Consider the following 18,025-nt stretch of genomic DNA (forward strand, 5'->3'; position numbering starts at 1 on the left):
CGGGGAGGGGTTCTTTTGGGCCACCAATCGAGGAAAATTCGGCAATGACCATAATTTCAGCTGTCATCGCCTGCGGTCTGCTTTCAGTCCTTTACGCCATCTGGGCGACACGTTCGGTCCTCGCGGCCGATCAGGGCAATGCACGCATGCAGGAAATTTCCGCGGCCATCCGCGAAGGCGCGCAGGCTTATCTGGCGCGCCAGTACACCACCATCGCCATCGTCGGCGTCGTGGTCCTGCTGCTTGCCTGGTGGCTGCTTTCGATCACCGCCGCCATCGGCTTCCTGATCGGCGCCGTTCTATCGGGTGCCGCTGGCTTCATCGGCATGCACGTCTCGGTGCGCGCTAATGTGCGTACCGCGCAGGCGGCTTCCAACAGCCTCGCTGCCGGCCTCGAGATCGCCTTCAAGTCGGGCGCCATCACTGGCATGCTGGTTGCTGGCCTGGCGCTGCTCGGCGTCTCGATCTACTACCTGATCCTGACCCAGTTCATGGGTCTGCAGCCAAACGATCGCGTCGTCATCGACTCGCTTGTTTCGCTCGGCTTCGGCGCCTCGCTGATCTCGATCTTCGCCCGTCTCGGCGGCGGCATCTTCACCAAGGGCGCCGACGTCGGCGGCGATCTTGTCGGCAAGGTTGAAGCCGGCATTCCCGAAGACGATCCACGCAATCCGGCCACCATTGCCGACAATGTCGGCGACAATGTCGGCGATTGCGCCGGCATGGCCGCCGACCTGTTCGAGACCTATGCGGTGACCGTGGTCGCCACCATGGTCCTCGCCGCCATCTTCTTCGGTGGCACCGACGTTCTCGGCGCGGCCATGCTCTATCCGCTGGCCATCTGCGGCGCCTGCATTCTCACCTCGATCGTCGGCACTTTCTTCGTCAAGCTCGGTTCCAGCGGCTCGATCATGGGCGCGCTCTACAAGGGCCTGATCGTCACCGGCCTGCTGTCAATTGTCGGCCTTGCCGTGGCCACCTCGGCATGCATCGGCTGGGGTGAGATCGGCACCGTCGCCGGCATGACCATCACCGGCACGAACCTGTTCATCTGCGGCCTTGTCGGCCTTGCGGTGACCGGCCTCATCGTGGTGATCACCGAATATTATACCGGCACCAACAAGCGTCCGGTGAACTCCATCGCCCAGGCCTCGGTCACCGGTCACGGCACCAATGTCATCCAGGGCCTCGCGGTCTCGCTGGAAGCGACGGCGTTGCCGGCGATCGTCATCGTCGGCGGCATCATCTCGACATACCAGCTCGCCGGCCTCTACGGCACGGCGATCGCGGTGACGACGATGCTTGGCCTCGCCGGCATGATCGTCGCGCTCGATGCCTTCGGCCCGGTCACTGACAATGCCGGCGGCATTGCCGAAATGGCCGGCCTACCCAAGGAAGTGCGCCAGTCAACCGACGCGCTCGACGCTGTCGGCAACACCACCAAGGCGGTAACCAAGGGCTACGCCATCGGTTCGGCCGGCCTCGGCGCGCTGGTGCTGTTCGCGGCCTACTCTAACGACCTGAAGTTCTTTGCCGCCAATGGCGACAAATACCCCTACTTCCAGGGCATGGGCGACGTCTCCTTCGACCTCTCCAATCCTTACGTCGTCGCCGGCCTGATCTTCGGTGGCCTGATCCCGTATCTGTTCGGCGGCATCGCCATGACCGCCGTCGGCCGCGCCGCGGGTGCTATCGTCCAGGAGGTGCGCAAGCAGTTCCGGGAGGATCCGGGCATCATGGCAGGCACCTCGAAGCCGAACTATGCGCGCGCCGTCGACCTTCTGACCAAGGCAGCGATCCGGGAGATGATCGTTCCGTCATTGCTGCCGGTGCTGGCGCCGCTGGTGGTCTATTTCGGCGTCCTCCTGATCTCCGGTTCGAAGGCATCCGCCTTTGCCGCGCTTGGCGCCTCGCTGCTCGGCGTCATCGTCAACGGCCTGTTCGTCGCCATCTCGATGACCTCCGGCGGCGGCGCCTGGGACAACGCCAAGAAGTCGTTCGAAGATGGTTTCGTCGACAAGGACGGCCTCAAGCACATCAAGGGCTCCGAAGCGCACAAGGCTTCGGTGACCGGCGACACGGTCGGCGATCCCTACAAGGATACTGCCGGCCCAGCGGTCAACCCGGCGATCAAGATCACCAACATCGTCGCGCTGCTGTTGCTGGCCGTTCTCGCGCACGGCTAAGCTCGGTCGCTATGGCCTTAAAACAAAACCCGCGGGATCGCTCCCGCGGGCTCTTCATTGCCTGAGATATCCCGCTTACAGGGAAGCGAAAGGAACGGAAGGAAGCCGACACCCTCGGGTGGATCAGCTGCCGCCGAGCGTGCTGCCGCCGCTGGCGCCGGGAATACCAGGCGCCAGCTTGCTGGCGCCACTGATGATCTGGCTGAGGAAGTTCTGGTCCTTGCCGCCGGTCGGCGTGGTGCGCGAGATGAAGTCGAACACCTTGCCGTCCTTCAAGCCGTAATTGGCGATCTGGGTGACGCGCCCGTCATCGCCAAAATAGACCGCCAGCACATGCTGGTCGACCAGCCGCGGCTTGTCGAAGGCGACATAGCGCTTGCGCGTCTGCGAAATGTAATAAAAGGCCTCGTTATCGAAGGTCGCCTTCGTCGAGGGAGTGCCGAGCGCCAGCAGCACCTGTTCGCGGCTTGAGCCGACCGGCACCAGGTCGATCGCCTGCTGGTCTATGACGTAGCCTTGCGTCAGCGTCTCGCTCGGATTGAGATCGCCGATCATCTTGGACGAATTGCAGGCGGAAAGTGCCGCAGCGATCACCAGCAGCGAAACCGCACCGCCGGGCTTGGGCAGGAAAGTCGACTTGAATTTCAGCGCGCGCAACTACAACTCCATAAGCTGGCCGCAACTTGCGCTGGGCCGCAAAACCGGTAAACCAGCTTGCTTGCCGATGCAACAAGGCCACTTCAACAAACGGTCCCGGGAGACCACCCTCAAATGTTCCAGCGCCTCTTTGGCCGCGAACGACATGCCAACCGCGCCATCACCGAGGCGCTCTACGCACAAATCGTGGCGGCGGCGCGGCAAACGGTGTTTTATTCCGCCTGGAACGTACCGGACACGCCGCTCGGCCGCTTCGAGATGCTGTCGTTGCACATGTTCCTGTTTCAGCACCGGTTGCGCGGCGAGGGCGGTGCTGCGGCAGAGGTTGCGCAGGTGCTGATCGACGAGTTCTTCATGGATGTCGAACATTCGTTGCGTGAATTGGGCATTGGCGACGTCGGCGTGCCGAAGCGAATGCGGAAACTGGCGAAAATGTTCTATGGCCGTACCGCCGCCTATGATGATGCGCTGCAAAGAAATGACCATGATGCACTCGCCGTCGCCCTTGCCCGCAATGTCAGGCCGGATGCCGGCGCCTGGCCGCAAGCGTCGCAACTGGCACTCTATGCCGCCGATGCATCAAGGCAACTCGCGGAACAGCCGACCGAATCGATCGTTTCCGGAACGGTGTCATTTCCCGTGGCCAACGCTTGAGCGACGGCAGGCCGATGAAGGTGGCGAAGTGGAGGCGAAGATGAAACACCCTGATACCCACAGCCCAGTGTCATTCCTGGCAAATGTCGCCCGGCTGCCGCAAAAGGGGCTGCCGGTGGTGATCGATGCCGACGCTGGGCAGCGCGCCCTGCTGGCCGTCGAGCACGAGCTGCTTTCGGTCGAGAATTATCGCGCCGAACTCCTGGTCGAGCCCTGGAAACGCAACGGGGTGAAAGTCAGCGGCCATGTCGAGGCCGATATAACGCAGGCCTGCATCGTCACCCTCGACCCGGTCGAGGCGCATATCGACGAGCCGGTCGAAGCGCTGTTCCTGCCGGAGCAATCCAAGCTCGGGCGGCAAGGTTTCGACGGCGGCGGTGAGATTCTGCTCGACGCCGAAGGCCCCGACAGCCCGGAAACCTTTTCCGGCGATGCGATCGACGTCGGGGCGCTTGCCGAGCAGTTCTTTGGCTTGGCGATCGATCCATATCCGCGCAAGCCGGGTGTATCGCTGGAGGCCGCCGGCGATGCCGAGCCTGTGGAGAATGAATTCCAGCAAAAGCTCAGATCACTGTTGGGAAAATCCTGATGGCTGACCCAATTTGAGAAAAGTTGGTTGTGCGGCAGCCCAAAACCGTTATTTTCGCCGAACCTTCGCGAGCCCCGCACCTTGGCAAGCCCGCTGGCCAATCAACCGTGAGATGAACACCGCGTGATCAGGATTTCCATCGATGCCATGGGCGGCGATCACGGGCCAAGCGTGGTCATCCCGGCGCTCATGACTGTCGCCACCCGCCGTCCGGATATACGCTTCGTCATTTATGGGCGCGAAGAAGTGGTACGGCCCGAACTCGCCAAATTCCCCAAGCTGGCGGAAGTGAGTGAGTTCGTGCACTGCGAGATCGCAGTGCGGATGGACGACAAGCCGAGCCAGGCGCTGCGCCATGGCCGCTGGAAGTCATCGATGTGGAAGGCCGTCGAGGCGGTCAAGGCAGGCACTGCCGACGCCTGCATCTCGGCCGGCAATACCGGCGCGCTGATGGCAATGTCCAGATTCTGCCTTCGCACCATGGCGACCATCGATCGCCCGGCAATCGCGGCGCTCTGGCCGACATTGCGCGGCGAGAGCGTGGTGCTGGACGTCGGCGCCACCATTGGCGCGGATGCGCATCAACTGGTTGATTTTGCCATTCTGGGCACCGGCATGGCGCGCTCGGTTTTCGGCATCGAACGGCCGAGCGTCGGGCTGCTCAATGTCGGCGTCGAGGAGATCAAGGGTCAGGAAGAGGTCAAGGAGGCGGGTCGTATGTTGCGCGAGGCCAACATGGCCTCGATGAACTACCATGGCTTTGTCGAGGGTGACGACATCGGCAAGGGCAGTGTCGACGTCGTCGTTACCGAGGGATTTGCCGGCAACATCGCGCTGAAGACGGCGGAAGGCACCGTTAGGCAGATCGCCGGCTATCTGCGCGCGGCGATGAACCGGACGCTGATGGCCAGGATCGGCTATATCTTCGCCAAGACCGCCTTCGATCGCCTGCGCGAGAAGATGGATGTCGGCCGCTCCAATGGCGGCGTCTTCCTCGGATTGAACGGCATCGTGGTGAAGAGCCATGGCGGGGCTGATTCGGATGGCTTCGCGGCGGCGATCGAGCTTGGCTACGACATGGTGCGCAACAATCTGCTTGACCGCATCGAAGCCGATCTCGACCTGTTCCATGCCCGCAATCCGAATGCCCAGACAATCCGGAAATCCGACGTCGTCATCGACGCAAAGGAATAGGAAAGAGCATTGATCAGATCCGTCGTGCGCGGCACGGGCGCCGCGCTGCCCCGCCGCATTATGAAGAATGCCGATTTCGAAGGCATGGTCGAGACGTCGGACGAGTGGATCGTCCAGCGCACCGGCATTCGCCAGCGCCACATTGCGGCCGACGACGAGACGACGGCCTCGCTGGGCGAGGCGGCAGCGCGCGCGGCCCTCGACAGTGCCGGCCTGACGGCTGACGACATCGACCTGATCGTGCTGGCGACCTCGACGCCCAACAACACCTTTCCCGCGACCGCGGTCGAGATCCAGAACCGGCTCGGCATGCACCACGGTTTTGCCTTCGACCTGCAGGCGGTCTGCTCCGGCTTCGTCTATGCAGTGACGACCGCCGACCTCTATATCCGCGGCGGCTTGGCCAGACGGGTACTGGTGATCGGCTCGGAAACATTTTCGCGTATTCTCGACTGGAACGACCGCTCGACCTGCGTTTTGTTCGGCGACGGCGCCGGCGCGATGGTGCTGGAAGCAGGCACGGGGGCAGGCGGCATCGCCGACCGAGGCGTTCTGGCGGCCAGCCTGCGCTCCGACGGCATCCACAAGGACAAGCTTTTTGTCGACGGTGGGCCGTCGACCACCGGAACGGTCGGGCACCTCAGGATGGAAGGCCGCGAAGTGTTCAAGCATGCGGTCGGCATGATCACCGACGTCATCGAGGCGACTTTCGCACAGGCCGGCATCGGCGCCGCCGATCTCGACTGGTTCGTGCCGCATCAAGCCAATAAACGAATTATTGACGCTTCGGCCAAAAAGCTCGGGATAGAGGAGCGGAAGGTGGTGGTGACCGTCGATTTGCACGGTAATACCTCGGCGGCTTCCGTGCCGCTGGCACTGTCCGCAGCCGTCGCCGACGGTCGCATCAAAAAGGGTGACCTGGTACTGCTCGAGGCGATGGGCGGCGGCTTCACCTGGGGTGCCGTCCTGCTCCGCTGGTAAGTGCCGAACTATCGGGTTCGGGTCCTTGACCTTGACGGATCAATTACTTAGGTTCTGCCGTTGCTTGTATCGATTTATGTTTTTGAGCTGATGGGACGGTTCGTATGGGGGGAAAGACACTTACGCGCGCCGACCTCGCCGAAGCCGTTTACCGCAAGGTTGGGCTGTCACGTACTGAATCGGCCGAGCTTGTCGAGGCGGTGCTGAATGAGATCTGCGAGGCGATCGTTCGCGGCGAGACGGTGAAGCTGTCGTCCTTCGCGACCTTCCACGTCCGCTCCAAGAACGAGCGCATCGGGCGCAATCCCAAGACCGGTGAGGAAGTGCCGATCCTGCCGCGCCGGGTGATGACCTTCAAGTCGTCGAACGTACTGAAGAACCGTATCCTGCGCTCCCATCAAAACAGCAAAGCCAAGGGCAGCAAGTAGCCGCCCAATCCCCCTTTGCCAAGAATCATGCTCCAGGCTTCGGTTGAAAAATGAACCCTGCTTTTGCGCCGGGCTTGAATATTGTTTCATAAACCGCTGAAATAAGATGCGATTCGGTAGGCCGGATCGGTATTGGGTGTGATCCGTTCCGCCGGGACGGAAAGCTGCTCTCTTTGTTAAGCGTGATGTCGCCCGAACCCGGTTCCCGCCTTTCGCGATCATGCTCTAGCGTGAGGATTCGTCCATGGACAAGAGCCCTGATGCTTTCCGCACCATCAGCGAGGTCGCGGAGGATCTGGATTTGCCGCAGCACGTGCTGCGTTTCTGGGAGACGCGTTTCAACCAGATCAAGCCGATGAAGCGCGGCGGCGGCCGCCGCTACTACCGTCCGCAGGACGTCGAACTGATCAAGGGTATTCGTCATATGCTCTACGACCAGGGCTATACGATCAAGGGCGTGCAGAAGCTGTTGCGCGAGAACGGCAACCAGTTTCTGATCGCCGTCGGCAGTGGCGACATGGCGGCGGTCGAGGCGATCTCGCAGCGCCGACAGGCCGACACGGTACCGCTGACGCAAGCGGCGCAGCCGCGCGGCCCGGACGACGAAATGCTGGTTGGCCAGCCGAGGGTGAAACCCAGCCGTCGTTTTTTCGGTATGGGCAAGACCGACGAGGAAGGTCCGGTTCCGCCGGACACGTCAAAACTTTCCCGTGACAATCGCGCGTTGCTGCAGGAGGCGCTGTTCGACCTCCTGGAATGCAAGCGCCTGCTAGATCAGGTTCGCTAGAGCCCGCCGGGTTGACCGGAACGGTCTTCAGGGTCATGCGTTAGGCTTCCTTCTGCAGATGAAGGAAGCACGTCATGGCATCGCTTTCGAGCATCTCCGACACCGATCTCAACAAGCAGGTCGCGGCCTTGGCCAGGGAACTGGCCACCTTGAAGAAAGCCGTGTTGAAGCAGGGCGGCGCCTTTTACGAAGACGGGCGCGATACCGCGTCGGATTACTATTCGGATATCACTGAGCGGCTCGGCAACGCCTTGCCGGCAATCAGAAGGCAAGGCCGGGCGATCGAGAAGACCGCCCGAGATCACCCGGCGACGGCGGCCGCTGTCGGGCTGGTTCTGGTCGGGCTCGTCGCCAGTCTGTTCCTCGGCGGCCGACAGCAAAACGCGCCGCGAGCGCGTTCAAGGTCGGCACGTTAAGAAAAGCAAATGGCGGTGGTCAGCGGACCGCCGCCATTTTTCGCCGACACGGCAAACCCGGCAAGCGCGCCGCCCTTGATCCAGGACCAGAACGCCTGATTGCGGGTTGTTCGCCCGAGGGTGTTTTCAGTACTTCTTCGCGACAACCTTCTTGTGATGGTGGCGGTAGTGGTGGACGCGGTGATGGTAGTGATGGCGGTGATGCTTCTTGACGGTGGTGTGCATCGTCGTCGCATTCGCGCTGCTTGCGCCGATGATCGGCATCGAGAGTGCAAGTGCGATTGCAAGTCCAAGAGCGGAGAGAAGAGGCTTCTTCATGACATCGTTTCCTTTTTGCGCAGGCGGAATTTGAGCGTCACTGATTCAGGTCGGTGACTCGAGCGCTGCGGTTGGGACTATCGCCTTGGAGTTTTTCGGCAGTTTCTCCGGCCTGTAGAATTTTGTTTCCGAACTGTGTCTGCTGAGGATCCGGCCAGATGTCAGCTCGCCGGCATCCGCCATCCATTCCGGCGTCGGTTCACGATGCCGTGACGCTATCTTTGATGCTTGGCAAATCACCGGCGAGCGGGCATTCTCCCGATCGTCTCAGGCAACAACATGATTTGATCTAACTCTTTCATCCCACGGAGTTGCCAATGCCCCAAATAGCAAAACGCGAACCTTATTCCGAACTGGCGGCGAGCGCGGTTACGCCTGAACGCAGTGCCGTCCGAACCGCCCGGGAAGCCCGTGGATACAGCATCGAAGAGCTGTCCCTGGCGTGCGGGCTGGCAGCCTATGAGATTGCCGACGTTGAAAGCGGCAAGGATGCCGATCCCTCGAAACGTCGGCGTATTGCCTCCGCGCTTCAACTTCCGGAAAGCGCTCTGTTTGACGAAGCCGTGTTGCCTGCCAAAAGGCGATCCGTGTCGTAGCGACGTGTCATGCTTTTATTCCACGAGCTCGCCATGGGTCGCCCTGGCGGGCTTCGTTTTTTCGGCCACGTAGTGGACTTGCCGGCCGCCACGGCGACGCCAGACGGAAATTGCTGGAGATGAGCCTCGAATCCGTTCGCGCCTTCTTCGCCGCACACGCGGCCGACATTGACGTCATCGTCACGGAGGCAAGCTCGGCGACGGTGGCTCTGGCCGCCGAAGCGCATGGCGTAGCGCCGGCGCAGATTGCCAAGACGATCTGCTTGCGCGCCGGCGACCAGACGATGCTGATCGTGGCCAGCGGGATCTCCAGGCTGGACAATCGCAAATTCAAGGACCGGTTTGGTGGCAAGGCGCGAATGCTGGACGCCGACCAGGTGCTCGCCGCGACCAACCATCCCGTCGGTGGGGTGTGCCCGTTCGGCCTACCGGCGCCGCTCCCGGTCTACTGCGACATCTCGCTGCGCGCCTTTGACGAGGTCGTCCCGGCGGCAGGCGCGACGAATGCCGCCGTGCGGCTCAGCCCGCAACGCCTGGCCGAACTCGTCGACGCCGAGTGGGTGGATGTGTGCCAGTAGCGATTTATCCGGGTCGTGGAATCCGCTGAGCGTTACCGCTACTCGGTCTTCTGTGGCTCTTCTTTCTTGATCGTCTGAGCGTCCGTGACAGTCGACATATCGGCCTTCTCGACGCTTGCTGTCTTCGTCTGCGTGTCGACCGATGCCTGAACCTTGGAATGCGCGGGGCAATCCGCAGAGGCAGCTGATATGGACATGGTCAGTGCCGCGGCTATTGCGAGGAATGTCTTCATGATCATTCTCCTCTTTCGTTCGATGGGTAAAGTTAGCCCGTCTGGCACCGACCGCAAAATCACATTTGTTCACACGCGCTCCTGCGCACACGGAAGCCGACGCTGGGCCAGTAATTCAAATGGCTGCGCGGATAGCCGCTTGCCGTATCAAGGCCCACTGGCTCCGGCCGGAGGATTTTTGGCGTTAAAGATCTCGCCGCTCAGAGCCAGTCTCAAATCTTCGGCGCTGAGCTGACCACTTTCAAATAAATCCATCACTCTGCGGCCGAGCACTTCTCTGCCTGGATCTCCATCAGCGAGGCCTAGTTCACGGCATCGGGCATCAAGTGCCTTGGTCAACATGGTCAGCTCGGCAGGACAGGCAACTCCTTGAAGCGACATTGCATCTCTCCCGAAAAGGGCGAAAGCGCGTGGCATCTTCGTAGCGTCCGCTCGCCCTTACAACTGCGGACGACGGCAATTCAACTAGAGCCAACCTTTTTCGAACTCAACATTCAAACGTACCAAAACGCCGCGCGCTCCAATGCGAGGATCCTGCTACAATACGGTATGGCCGTCCGAATAGCGGTTGTCCTCGCGCTTCTTTTCGCCTTCGCCTACGGTTTCGCAAAACTCGCGGAACATTATCGCAGCGTTGGCGATAGGCCCTCTCCGTGTGAAGAATTGCCCTATCCTGATTGTCCTGACCAAAAAGCTCCTCCCCGGGAAGAAACTGAGCCTTGAGCGCGCGCCTGTTCAGGCCAGGCCAGCCGTCGGGATTGAATTAGTTCTTTCCAACCGACGGTTGGTGGACGCATTGCAGCTGATGCGCCTAGGGTTCAGTACGATCCGCGCGCACCGGGCATGCCCAACCCCCGAGTCACCCTGCCTGATGCAAGGCGCCTGATCGAGTCCCGCCGTTCTGGCATGTGCGGCGGGACCTTTTCTCACGATAAAGGTTGGCGTACGCAGCAAAGCTTACCTAGCCATTACCGCGCGGTTTCTCGGTGGGCTTCTGGCTAGACGCCAGCCTCCGTGCCTCGCGCACGAGTGATGCGTGATCGGTTCCCTCGATGAGATCACGCCTGCGTATGTTGCGCTGCTGCAGTGCGGCTATCGTCTGTACAGCCAGTTTTGGGGGAAAACTGGCTAAGCCTTTGGATTTTAATGGTCGGAGTGGCCGGATTCGAACCGACGACCCCTTGACCCCCAGTCAAGTGCGCTACCGGGCTGCGCTACACTCCGGACCGGTCGCGATGTATCGTGATAGACCGGGTCCGGTCAACCGAATTCGGTTGCTGTCTTGCCTGAAGCAACCGCGACGGGGATTGCCGGTCGCTGCGTCGCCCGCAGCTGCCACTGGTGGCGGTATTCGAGCGCGATGGCACCCCAGATCAAGCCGAGCAGCAGGTAGACGTGGCGCCAGTGGTCGATGTCGATGAAGGTGCCGAGCCCGATATTGCCGATGAAGGCGACGTAGGCGCATAGAAGATAAGGCTGCCACGGCCGGTCGCGCAGCAGAATGCGGAAGCCGGCGGCGATCGTCCAGCACGTCAGCGTCAGGAACGACACGAAGCCGAGCCAGCCGTAATCCATCAGCATCTTCAGCCAGATGTCGTGCGTGTCCTCGCCGAACATCTTGCCGAAGACGAGCGGGCCGATGCCGAAAGGATGCTCCAGTGCCATCTGAAAGCCGATCGTATAGCGGGCGAAGCGGCCGAGCCGGGCGGTGTCGTAGCTTTGTTCGAGCTGTGCGCGGTTCGAGAACATTTCGGCGACTCCTGGCAGTTGCAGGATGACGATCATTGCGATGACCAGCAGTCCGACGGCGGCGATGGTCATGACGACGACGCGCAGCCTGAACTTGCCGCTGGCGCTCTGCAGGAACAAGGCACCGGTCAAAAGGATCGCCGAAACGGCGAACATGCCCCAGGCGCCGCGCGAAAAGGAAAAGAAGATGCCGGCGGTGATGATCAGCAACGGCACCGCCAATAGCGGCATGCGTGCGACCGAGCCGGTAAGCAGCAGGTAGAGCAGGTAGATGCCGGGCAGCACCAGGAACGGACCGAACACGTTCGGGTCCTGGAAGGCGCCGGCGGCACGGTCGTATTTGGTGAAGATCTCGGCTCCTGGAAAGGCATGGAAATAGCCGGCTATGCCGACCAGCGAAGTCAGCACCGCCGACACCACATAGGCGACGAAGATCACCCGGTAGAGACTGGGCCGGACCGCCGTTACCGAAGCGAAAAAAACCGCGGTTAAGGCCAGGAACAGCGAGACGGCGAGATAGAGCGGCGTGCCGGCGAGGTCCGACATCTGCGTCATCGAGATCATGCCGCCGATGTTCATGATCACCAGCAGCACCAGCAGCGGCACCGCCGCGCGTTGTATGCGCAGGCCGAACAAGGGCCACACCACGATCAGCCCGACCATATAGAGGTCGTATGGCGCCGGTTCATCGATGACGAAGCCCGACAGGAAAACACCGAGGAAAACCGCCCCCGAAGCAATCAATGCAATCAGCTTGGCGTTGACCGCCGTCGCCGGCAATTCATAGGCCGTCGCGCTCAATACGCGTTTTCCGTATTGAGCAGGCGGATCGGCGTCAGGAACAGGATTCTGAGGTCGAACAAGAGCGACCAGTTCTCGATGTAATAGAGGTCGTATTCCGTCCGCATGCGAATCTTCTCGTTGGTGTCCATCTCGCCGCGCCAGCCATTGATCTGCGCCCAGCCGGTCACACCGGGTTTGACCTTGTGGCGGGCGAAATAGCCGTCGACCACTTCATTGTAGAGGAGGTTGTGCGACTGCGCGGCAATGGCGTGCGGGCGCGGCCCGACCAGCGACAGCGAACCGAACAGCGAATTGAAAAACTGCGGCAGTTCGTCGATCGAGGTCTTGCGGATGAAGCGGCCGACGCGGGTGACGCGCGGATCGTTCTTGGTCACGGTCTGTTTGGCCGTCGGGTCCGCCTTGTCGGTATACATCGAACGGAACTTGTAGACGTCGATGATCTCGTTGTTGAAGCCGTGCCGCTTCTGATGGAACAGCACCGGCCCCTTGCTGTCGAGTTTGATCGCGATTGCGGTCGCCAGCATCACCGGCGAGAACACGATGATGCCGATGATCGAAAAGACAATGTCGAAGGCGCGCTTGGCGACCGAATCCCAGTCGTTGATCGGCTTGTCGAAGATATCGAGCATCGGCACCGAGCCGATGTAGGAATAGGCGCGCGGCCTGAATTGCAGCGCATTCGAATGCGCCGACAGCCGGATGTCGACCGGCAGCACCCACAGCTTCTTCAATAATTGCAGCACGCGCGATTCGGCGGTCAGCGGCAGCGAAACGATCAGCATGTCGATGCGCGCGATGCGGGCAAATTCGATGAGCTCGGAAATCGTGCCGAGCTTGGGATAGCCGGCGACAACCGGCGGCGACCGCTTGTCACCACGGTCGTCGAAGATGCCGCAGATGCGGATGTCGTTGTAGGGCTGCCTTTCGACCGAGCGGATCAATACCTCCGCGGCCTTCCCGCCGCCGACGATGACGGCCCGGCGCTCCATCCGCCCGTCGCGCGCCCAGCGCCGGATCAGCTTCGACATCACCAGGCGGAGACCCAGGATCAGCACGAAACCGACGACGAACCATGTGCCGAAGAGCAGGCGCGAATAGTCTTCCGACATTTTCATGGTGAAGGCGGTGAGCGCCATCAAGGCGAATGTTCCGGCCCAGACCAGCAGGAGACGGCCGAAATTGGCGATCGGCCGCATCAGCGCGACGATCTGGTAGCGGTCGGTGACGTCGAACAGAACGACCGCGAGGAACGAAGTGGCGGCGATCGTCAGTGAGTATTGCCAGGCAAGATAGTTGAAAAAGCCGACATAATAGAAATAGACGGCAAGACCTGACACCAACAGCAGCGCGAATTCCACCATGCGCAGGACGCCGCTCACCATGATCGGCGACATCGTATCGCGCCGGTATTGCGAGGCGACCTGGCGGGCAACATCGTTCATGCCGCCGGCCGTATTGTTCTCGGCAGGGGCGTCGAATTTGCGCACCGCGTCTAGCGAAAAACGGCGCGCTGGGTCGATTTCGTTCATGGGGCGTCCGCAGGTTTCCCTCAGGTGAATAGCAAAAGAGAGCTAAGAAACCCTTGAAACAACGGATGGCTTTGGAGACGCTTTCACCAGGAGCAGCCCGGTGGAAACCCGTTGTTCTATTTTTTGAGCGCGGCGAAATAGGCCTTTTCGATTTCGGCGGCCATTACATCGGCGCCGAAGCGTGCCTTGAGGTCGGCGAGGCCGGGCATCAGGCCTTTGTAGGTGTCGAGATCGGCCAATGCGGCGCTTATCTTGTCGCCAAGTTCGCGCGGGTCGGGCCGGATCAGGACAGGCGAGCCGGTGTCGAAGATTTCCGGTATGCCGCCGACCGCCGTCGCGATGATCGGCTTGCCGGCGGCGAGCGCTTCCAGAACTATATAGGGCATGGCTTCCGCGCGCGAGGGAACGACGACCAGTTCGGCCAGCCTGAAGGCGAGCCTGGCCGGCATCGGCGCCAGGAAGCTGACCTCGAGGCCGAGCTGATCTACCTGGGCGCGATAGCGCGGCAGGTCGTCGCCGTCGCCGACCATCAGCGCTTTCAATGGGCGGCCGAGCCGTGTCGCGGCTAGCCCCAGCGCATCGATGAAGATGTCCGGGCCTTTGAGGTCTCGCATCATGCCGATATAGAGGAGGTCAACCGCATTGTGCTCGGTCCGCACCGGCTCGAACTCGGCGGCGCGCAGGCCGTTGTGGACGAGAGCGTTCGGAATGGGCGGCTCGCCGACCTTCCTGCGATAGGTCCGCCGCTCATAATCGGAAACAAACAGCAGGCAATCGGTGAAGCGAGCCATGAAGCGCTCGAGCGCGAAGAACAACTTCCCCATGGCGGTGGTCTCGTCATAGTGAAGCGAGCCGCCATGCGGCGAATAAAGGCGGGCTACGCGCGACCTGGATACCCGCAACAATGAGCCGAACAGACGGGCATAGGCGCCACCTTTGGCGCCATGCCCGTGCAGCACGTCCGGCCGCAATTCTTTTATGATCCTGTAGGTGCGCCGGGCCGAGGCGAGATCGCCTGGCCCGACATGCCGCTGCATCGGGGTGCGGTGAATGCCGAGTGCCAGGCTGCCTTTCATCTGTTCGAACAGCCGTTCCTCGAAATCGCCGCCCGTCGTCGAATCGCAGACGATGCCGACGGCATGGCCGGCGGCGACCTGAGCCTCGGTCAGGTCGCGCACATGCCGGAAGATGCCTCCGACCGGTGAGCGAAAGCAGTGGACGATCCTGAGTGTGTCCGCCACTTTGTCAGCACATCAAAACAGGCGTTCGCGAACATAGACTGTATCGCCGGGCAGCAGCGGGTCGGAGGTCACCACGCGTCCGGTTATCACCTTGCCGTTGATGTCGCGGGTAATGTCGACGCTTTCCTGGTTGGCGCGTGGCGTGAACCCGCCGGCGATGGCGACGGCTTTCTGCACGGTCAGGCCTGGAACGTAGGAATACTGCCCGGCCGCACCCACTTCACCCATGACGAAGATCGGCCGGTAGCGATCGATTTCTACCGAAACATCGGGATCCCGCAAATAACCCTGGCGCAGTTTCTCGGCGATCTCGCTTTCAAGCTGTTGGGCGGTGTGGCCGCGCGCCGGCACGTTGCCGACGAGCGGCAGCGAGAGATAGCCGGACTGGTCGACGCTGTAGGTATTGGTCAGTCCTTCCTGCTCGAACACGGTTACGCGGACGCGGTCACCGGCGCCGAGGCGATAGGGCTGGTCGAGAACTTCATGGAATGCAGCCGGCGTCGGCCGGTAGCTGGAGCAGCCCGAAAGCATCGATACGGCAAGCAGCGCGCGGAAAAGGGGAGCAGTGCTTTTCATGAGCGGACACGTACCTTTGAATAGCCGGCGACTCTGCGGCAAACCTTAACGATCGAGCTCGGTTATCATCCTGTTAGGGTTAATGGCCGGTAAAGGCGCGCGGCCGATGCGGGCCGGATCGACGAATGCAGATGGTTTTCAGCCTCTTGTTTGCGGCTTGTTAGTAGAGCCTGACAGGTTCTTACCGCGATATTAACGGCTGAGTTACCATAGTTGTTTACGGTGCATGCTGACTCAGTACCGGAGCAGAGATGCATGTCCGTTCAATCCGCGGCCGCAGATGTCGACGTCGATCTCAGGCAGCTTTTCGCCAGCCTGGCGCGAAACTGGCTGCGCATCCTTGTCGTCGCACTGGTTGTAACCGGTCTGGCCTTTGCGCTCGCCTGGCTTGCAACGCCCGAATACAAGGCGGCAGCCAAGCTGGAGATCGGGCCTCGAGAATCGGAGTTCACGCGGCCAGCCGGGGCCAACGGCAACGAGCGGTCGATTCCCGACGAAGAGGCTGTGGCCACCGAGGTCCAGATCATCTCGTCCCCCGACATCCTCAAGCAGGTGGCGGCGAAGCTCAACCTGGCGAAATTGCCCGAATTCGACGAGGCGCTGAAGATGTCGGCGCTGAGCCGCGCCCTTGTCCTTGTTGGCTTGAAAAGCGATCCGTTCGAGATTCCGCTGGAAGAGCGCGTGCTGGACGCAATGCATGAGAAGCTCAACGTCTATGGCGTTGAAAAAACCCGCGCGATCGCAATCGAGTTCTCGTCAGAGGATCCAAAGCTTGCCGCCGCGATCCCGAACGCCATTGCAAACGCCTATATCGCCTCCAAGGGCAATGCCAAGCTCGAATCGAATTCCGCCGCCACCGACTTTCTGGCGCCGGAAATCGCGGATCTGCAGAACCGGGTGAAGGAGGCGGAAGCCAAGGTTGCCGCATTCCGTGCGCAGTCCGATCTTTTGATGGGCGGCAACAATTCGGTGCTTGCCACCCAGCAGCTGTCCGAATTGTCGAGCGAACTGTCACGCGTGCGCGCCAATCGCGCTTCGGCGGAAGCGACCGCCGACAGCGTGCGCAGGGCGTTGCGCAATGGCGGCTCGCTGGATGCCGTTCCGGAGGTGTTGTCTTCCGAACTGATCCAGCGCCTGCGCGAGCGGCAAGTCGAACTCAAGAACAACATCGCCGACCTTTCCACCACCTTGCTCGACAACCATCCGCGCATCCGCGCGCTGAAGTCGCAGCTCGCGGATCTCGACCGCCAGATCCGCAACGAAGCGGAAAAGATCATGAAAGGTCTGATGGCGCAGGCCGAGACGGCGAAGGCGCGAGAGGCTCAACTCGTGGCAGACGTCAACACGCTGAAGGCGGCGTCCGCCCGCGCCGGCGAAGAGCAGGTGGAACTCGATGCGCTTCAGCGTGATGCCGCGACCAAGCGTCAGCAGCTCGATCTCTATTCATCCAGCTATCTCCAGGCGGCCGCACGCAAGGATCGCAACTATCTGCCCGTCGACGCTCGCGTATTTTCGGAGGCCCAGGTGCCGGCCGAACCTTATTTCCCCAAGATTGGTCCGATTGTCAGTGCGGCCTTTGTCGGCTCGTTGCTCATCATGGCGATCGTCACGCTGCTGCAGGAACTGTTTTCCGGCCGCGCCATGCGTCCGGCCGCCGGTGCCCATTTCGAGCGCATCGAGCAGGTTGCGATGCCGGCTGTCCAGGCCGAACGCGTGATGGCCGAGCCCGACCCGTCGGTTGGCCGGTCTGAACCGGCAGTCGTTGAGATCGATGAGGCCGACGACGACAATATCATTGAAAGCAAAGTGGAGTCGGAACCCGTCGCGGTGGCGGAAGCGGCTGCCGAGAAAATCGAACCGGAGTACTCTGAAATGGCTGCTGGAGACATTGAACCGGCACGTTCTATCCTCGGCGAGGTCGACATCGACAAGGCCGCGGAAAAACTGATCGCCACCGGTGCCGCCCGCGCCATATTCGTCTCGCCGGAAGGCGACGAGGCGGCTGCCTCGGCAGTGCTGGTGGCGCGCGCAGTCTCCGACGCCGGGCTACGCGTGCTGCTGCTTGATCTCACCGCTTCGGGTGCTGCCTCGCGGCCGATGCTGGACAGCGGGCTGTTTCCGGGCATCACCGATCTGCTCGCCTCGCAAGCGCAGTTCAGCGATGTGATCCACCCCGATCTCTATTCGGACTGCCACGTTATTCCCGTCGGCACAGCCGATCCGGTTCGCGCCATGCGCGCCGCCGACCGGCTGCCGATCATCATGCAGTCGCTGACCACCGCCTATGATTTGGTCGTGGTCGAATGCGGACCGGCTGACGCGCAAGGCATCAGCCGCCTGGTGGGCGAGGGGACCGAGGTTTTGCTCTCCATGCTTGAACCGGACGACGAGGTGACGCAGGCCGCGGTCGCGCTCATCGAGAGTGGCTATCCCGACCTGACGCTGGTCACGCCCATCGGCCATGTGGCGCCGGGCCCAATGCCGGGACGGCGCTCGGCCGCCTGAGGCA

19 protein-coding genes and 1 tRNA gene are annotated in these 18,025 nt (G+C 61.6%); 11 read left to right on the forward strand and 9 right to left on the reverse strand.

Annotated elements, in window-relative coordinates; translation table 11 throughout:
- The first annotated feature begins 44 nt into the window (after window positions 1–44).
- Window positions 45–2,186 carry a sodium-translocating pyrophosphatase gene (locus tag NKH90_RS16225; protein WP_352501522.1) on the forward strand — a complete coding sequence of 714 codons (2,142 nt, stop codon included), beginning with the start codon at window positions 45–47 and terminating at the stop codon, window positions 2,184–2,186.
- Window positions 2,187–2,309: 123 nt separating this feature from the next.
- Here NKH90_RS16225 and NKH90_RS16230 read toward each other — a convergent pair whose 3' ends face one another.
- Window positions 2,310–2,843 carry an outer membrane protein assembly factor BamE gene (locus NKH90_RS16230; RefSeq protein WP_352472003.1) on the reverse strand — a complete coding sequence of 178 codons (534 nt, stop codon included), beginning with the start codon at window positions 2,841–2,843 and terminating at the stop codon, window positions 2,310–2,312.
- Window positions 2,844–2,957: 114 nt separating this feature from the next.
- Here NKH90_RS16230 and NKH90_RS16235 point away from each other — a divergent pair, with 114 nt between their 5' ends.
- The 7 genes from NKH90_RS16235 (at window position 2,958) to NKH90_RS16265 (ending at window position 7,892) form a co-directional block, all read left to right on the forward strand.
- Window positions 2,958–3,497 (forward strand): ubiquinol-cytochrome C chaperone family protein, encoded by a 540-nt coding sequence (locus NKH90_RS16235; protein ID WP_352501523.1) that lies wholly within the window; start codon window positions 2,958–2,960, stop codon window positions 3,495–3,497.
- A gap of 40 nt (window positions 3,498–3,537) precedes the next feature.
- A complete protein-coding gene (locus tag NKH90_RS16240; RefSeq protein WP_352456592.1) occupies window positions 3,538–4,086 on the forward strand; it encodes a YceD family protein in 549 nt (182 codons plus the stop codon).
- Between the two features lie 123 nt (window positions 4,087–4,209).
- On the forward strand, window positions 4,210–5,280 hold the full coding sequence (gene plsX / locus NKH90_RS16245; RefSeq protein ID WP_352472001.1) for a phosphate acyltransferase PlsX: 1,071 nt from the start codon (window positions 4,210–4,212) through the stop codon (window positions 5,278–5,280).
- Between the two features lie 9 nt (window positions 5,281–5,289).
- A complete protein-coding gene (locus tag NKH90_RS16250; protein ID WP_023674509.1) occupies window positions 5,290–6,261 on the forward strand; it encodes a beta-ketoacyl-ACP synthase III in 972 nt (323 codons plus the stop codon).
- Window positions 6,262–6,365: 104 nt separating this feature from the next.
- A complete protein-coding gene (locus NKH90_RS16255; RefSeq protein ID WP_023717292.1) occupies window positions 6,366–6,689 on the forward strand; it encodes an integration host factor subunit alpha in 324 nt (107 codons plus the stop codon).
- A 244-nt stretch (window positions 6,690–6,933) separates the two neighbouring features.
- Entirely contained in the window at window positions 6,934–7,476 is a 543-nt protein-coding gene (locus NKH90_RS16260; protein ID WP_352682035.1) for a MerR family transcriptional regulator, read from the forward strand.
- 74 nt (window positions 7,477–7,550) lie between these two features.
- On the forward strand, window positions 7,551–7,892 hold the full coding sequence (locus tag NKH90_RS16265) for a hypothetical protein (RefSeq protein ID WP_352501526.1): 342 nt from the start codon (window positions 7,551–7,553) through the stop codon (window positions 7,890–7,892).
- 126 nt (window positions 7,893–8,018) lie between these two features.
- Here the strand turns inward: NKH90_RS16265 and NKH90_RS16270 are convergent, their stop codons facing one another.
- A complete protein-coding gene (locus NKH90_RS16270) occupies window positions 8,019–8,210 on the reverse strand; it encodes a hypothetical protein (protein ID WP_023674514.1) in 192 nt (63 codons plus the stop codon).
- Between the two features lie 317 nt (window positions 8,211–8,527).
- On the opposite strand from NKH90_RS16270, the gene NKH90_RS16275 reads away from it, so the two are divergent.
- Together NKH90_RS16275 and NKH90_RS16280 are read left to right on the forward strand one after the other, a co-directional pair.
- Entirely contained in the window at window positions 8,528–8,806 is a 279-nt protein-coding gene (locus NKH90_RS16275; protein ID WP_352471998.1) for a helix-turn-helix domain-containing protein, read from the forward strand.
- A gap of 119 nt (window positions 8,807–8,925) precedes the next feature.
- The gene (locus tag NKH90_RS16280) at window positions 8,926–9,384 is read left to right on the forward strand and encodes a YbaK/EbsC family protein (RefSeq protein ID WP_352471997.1); all 459 of its coding nucleotides are present in this window, start codon (window positions 8,926–8,928) and stop codon (window positions 9,382–9,384) included.
- 38 nt (window positions 9,385–9,422) lie between these two features.
- Here NKH90_RS16280 and NKH90_RS16285 read toward each other — a convergent pair whose 3' ends face one another.
- The 7 genes from NKH90_RS16285 to NKH90_RS16315 form a co-directional block, all read right to left on the reverse strand.
- A complete protein-coding gene (locus NKH90_RS16285; protein WP_023674517.1) occupies window positions 9,423–9,617 on the reverse strand; it encodes a hypothetical protein in 195 nt (64 codons plus the stop codon).
- 147 nt (window positions 9,618–9,764) lie between these two features.
- Window positions 9,765–9,998 (reverse strand): hypothetical protein, encoded by a 234-nt coding sequence (locus NKH90_RS16290; RefSeq protein WP_352471996.1) that lies wholly within the window; start codon window positions 9,996–9,998, stop codon window positions 9,765–9,767.
- A gap of 766 nt (window positions 9,999–10,764) precedes the next feature.
- Window positions 10,765–10,841, reverse strand: a tRNA-Pro gene (locus NKH90_RS16295).
- A gap of 36 nt (window positions 10,842–10,877) precedes the next feature.
- On the reverse strand, window positions 10,878–12,167 hold the full coding sequence (locus tag NKH90_RS16300; RefSeq protein WP_352820066.1) for an O-antigen ligase family protein: 1,290 nt from the start codon (window positions 12,165–12,167) through the stop codon (window positions 10,878–10,880).
- On the reverse strand, window positions 12,164–13,699 hold the full coding sequence (locus tag NKH90_RS16305; RefSeq protein ID WP_352471993.1) for an undecaprenyl-phosphate glucose phosphotransferase: 1,536 nt from the start codon (window positions 13,697–13,699) through the stop codon (window positions 12,164–12,166). The genes NKH90_RS16300 and NKH90_RS16305 overlap by 4 nt, the downstream gene beginning before the upstream one ends.
- A gap of 116 nt (window positions 13,700–13,815) precedes the next feature.
- Window positions 13,816–14,940: a glycosyltransferase family 4 protein gene (locus tag NKH90_RS16310; RefSeq protein WP_352501530.1), complete on the reverse strand. Its 1,125-nt coding sequence runs from the start codon at window positions 14,938–14,940 to the stop codon at window positions 13,816–13,818.
- A gap of 12 nt (window positions 14,941–14,952) precedes the next feature.
- Window positions 14,953–15,516 (reverse strand): polysaccharide biosynthesis/export family protein, encoded by a 564-nt coding sequence (locus tag NKH90_RS16315; protein WP_023674625.1) that lies wholly within the window; start codon window positions 15,514–15,516, stop codon window positions 14,953–14,955.
- Window positions 15,517–15,771: 255 nt separating this feature from the next.
- Here NKH90_RS16315 and NKH90_RS16320 point away from each other — a divergent pair, with 255 nt between their 5' ends.
- Complete coding sequence (locus NKH90_RS16320) at window positions 15,772–18,021, forward strand: GumC family protein (RefSeq protein ID WP_352820067.1); 2,250 nt, start codon at window positions 15,772–15,774, stop codon at window positions 18,019–18,021.
- The last annotated feature ends 4 nt before the right edge of the window (window positions 18,022–18,025 follow it).

This window comes from Mesorhizobium sp. M0898, assembly GCF_040319695.1.
GTDB lineage: Bacteria > Pseudomonadota > Alphaproteobacteria > Rhizobiales > Rhizobiaceae > Mesorhizobium.

Bases quoted from the DNA above. Each gene is read 5' to 3' on its own strand.
- NKH90_RS16225 (WP_352501522.1), top strand. From the start codon at position 45: ATGACCATAATTTCAGCTGTCATCGCCTGCGGTCTGCTTTCAGTCCTT.
- NKH90_RS16235 (WP_352501523.1), top strand. From the start codon at position 2,958: ATGTTCCAGCGCCTCTTTGGCCGCGAACGACATGCCAACCGCGCCATC.
- NKH90_RS16240 (WP_352456592.1), top strand. From the start codon at position 3,538: ATGAAACACCCTGATACCCACAGCCCAGTGTCATTCCTGGCAAATGTC.
- NKH90_RS16255 (WP_023717292.1), top strand. From the start codon at position 6,366: ATGGGGGGAAAGACACTTACGCGCGCCGACCTCGCCGAAGCCGTTTAC.
- NKH90_RS16260 (WP_352682035.1), top strand. From the start codon at position 6,934: ATGGACAAGAGCCCTGATGCTTTCCGCACCATCAGCGAGGTCGCGGAG.
- NKH90_RS16265 (WP_352501526.1), top strand. From the start codon at position 7,551: ATGGCATCGCTTTCGAGCATCTCCGACACCGATCTCAACAAGCAGGTC.
- NKH90_RS16270 (WP_023674514.1), bottom strand. From the start codon at position 8,210: ATGAAGAAGCCTCTTCTCTCCGCTCTTGGACTTGCAATCGCACTTGCA.
- NKH90_RS16275 (WP_352471998.1), top strand. From the start codon at position 8,528: ATGCCCCAAATAGCAAAACGCGAACCTTATTCCGAACTGGCGGCGAGC.
- NKH90_RS16280 (WP_352471997.1), top strand. From the start codon at position 8,926: ATGAGCCTCGAATCCGTTCGCGCCTTCTTCGCCGCACACGCGGCCGAC.
- NKH90_RS16285 (WP_023674517.1), bottom strand. From the start codon at position 9,617: ATGAAGACATTCCTCGCAATAGCCGCGGCACTGACCATGTCCATATCA.
- NKH90_RS16290 (WP_352471996.1), bottom strand. From the start codon at position 9,998: ATGTCGCTTCAAGGAGTTGCCTGTCCTGCCGAGCTGACCATGTTGACC.
- NKH90_RS16305 (WP_352471993.1), bottom strand. From the start codon at position 13,699: ATGAACGAAATCGACCCAGCGCGCCGTTTTTCGCTAGACGCGGTGCGC.
- NKH90_RS16315 (WP_023674625.1), bottom strand. From the start codon at position 15,516: ATGAAAAGCACTGCTCCCCTTTTCCGCGCGCTGCTTGCCGTATCGATG.
- NKH90_RS16320 (WP_352820067.1), top strand. From the start codon at position 15,772: ATGTCCGTTCAATCCGCGGCCGCAGATGTCGACGTCGATCTCAGGCAG.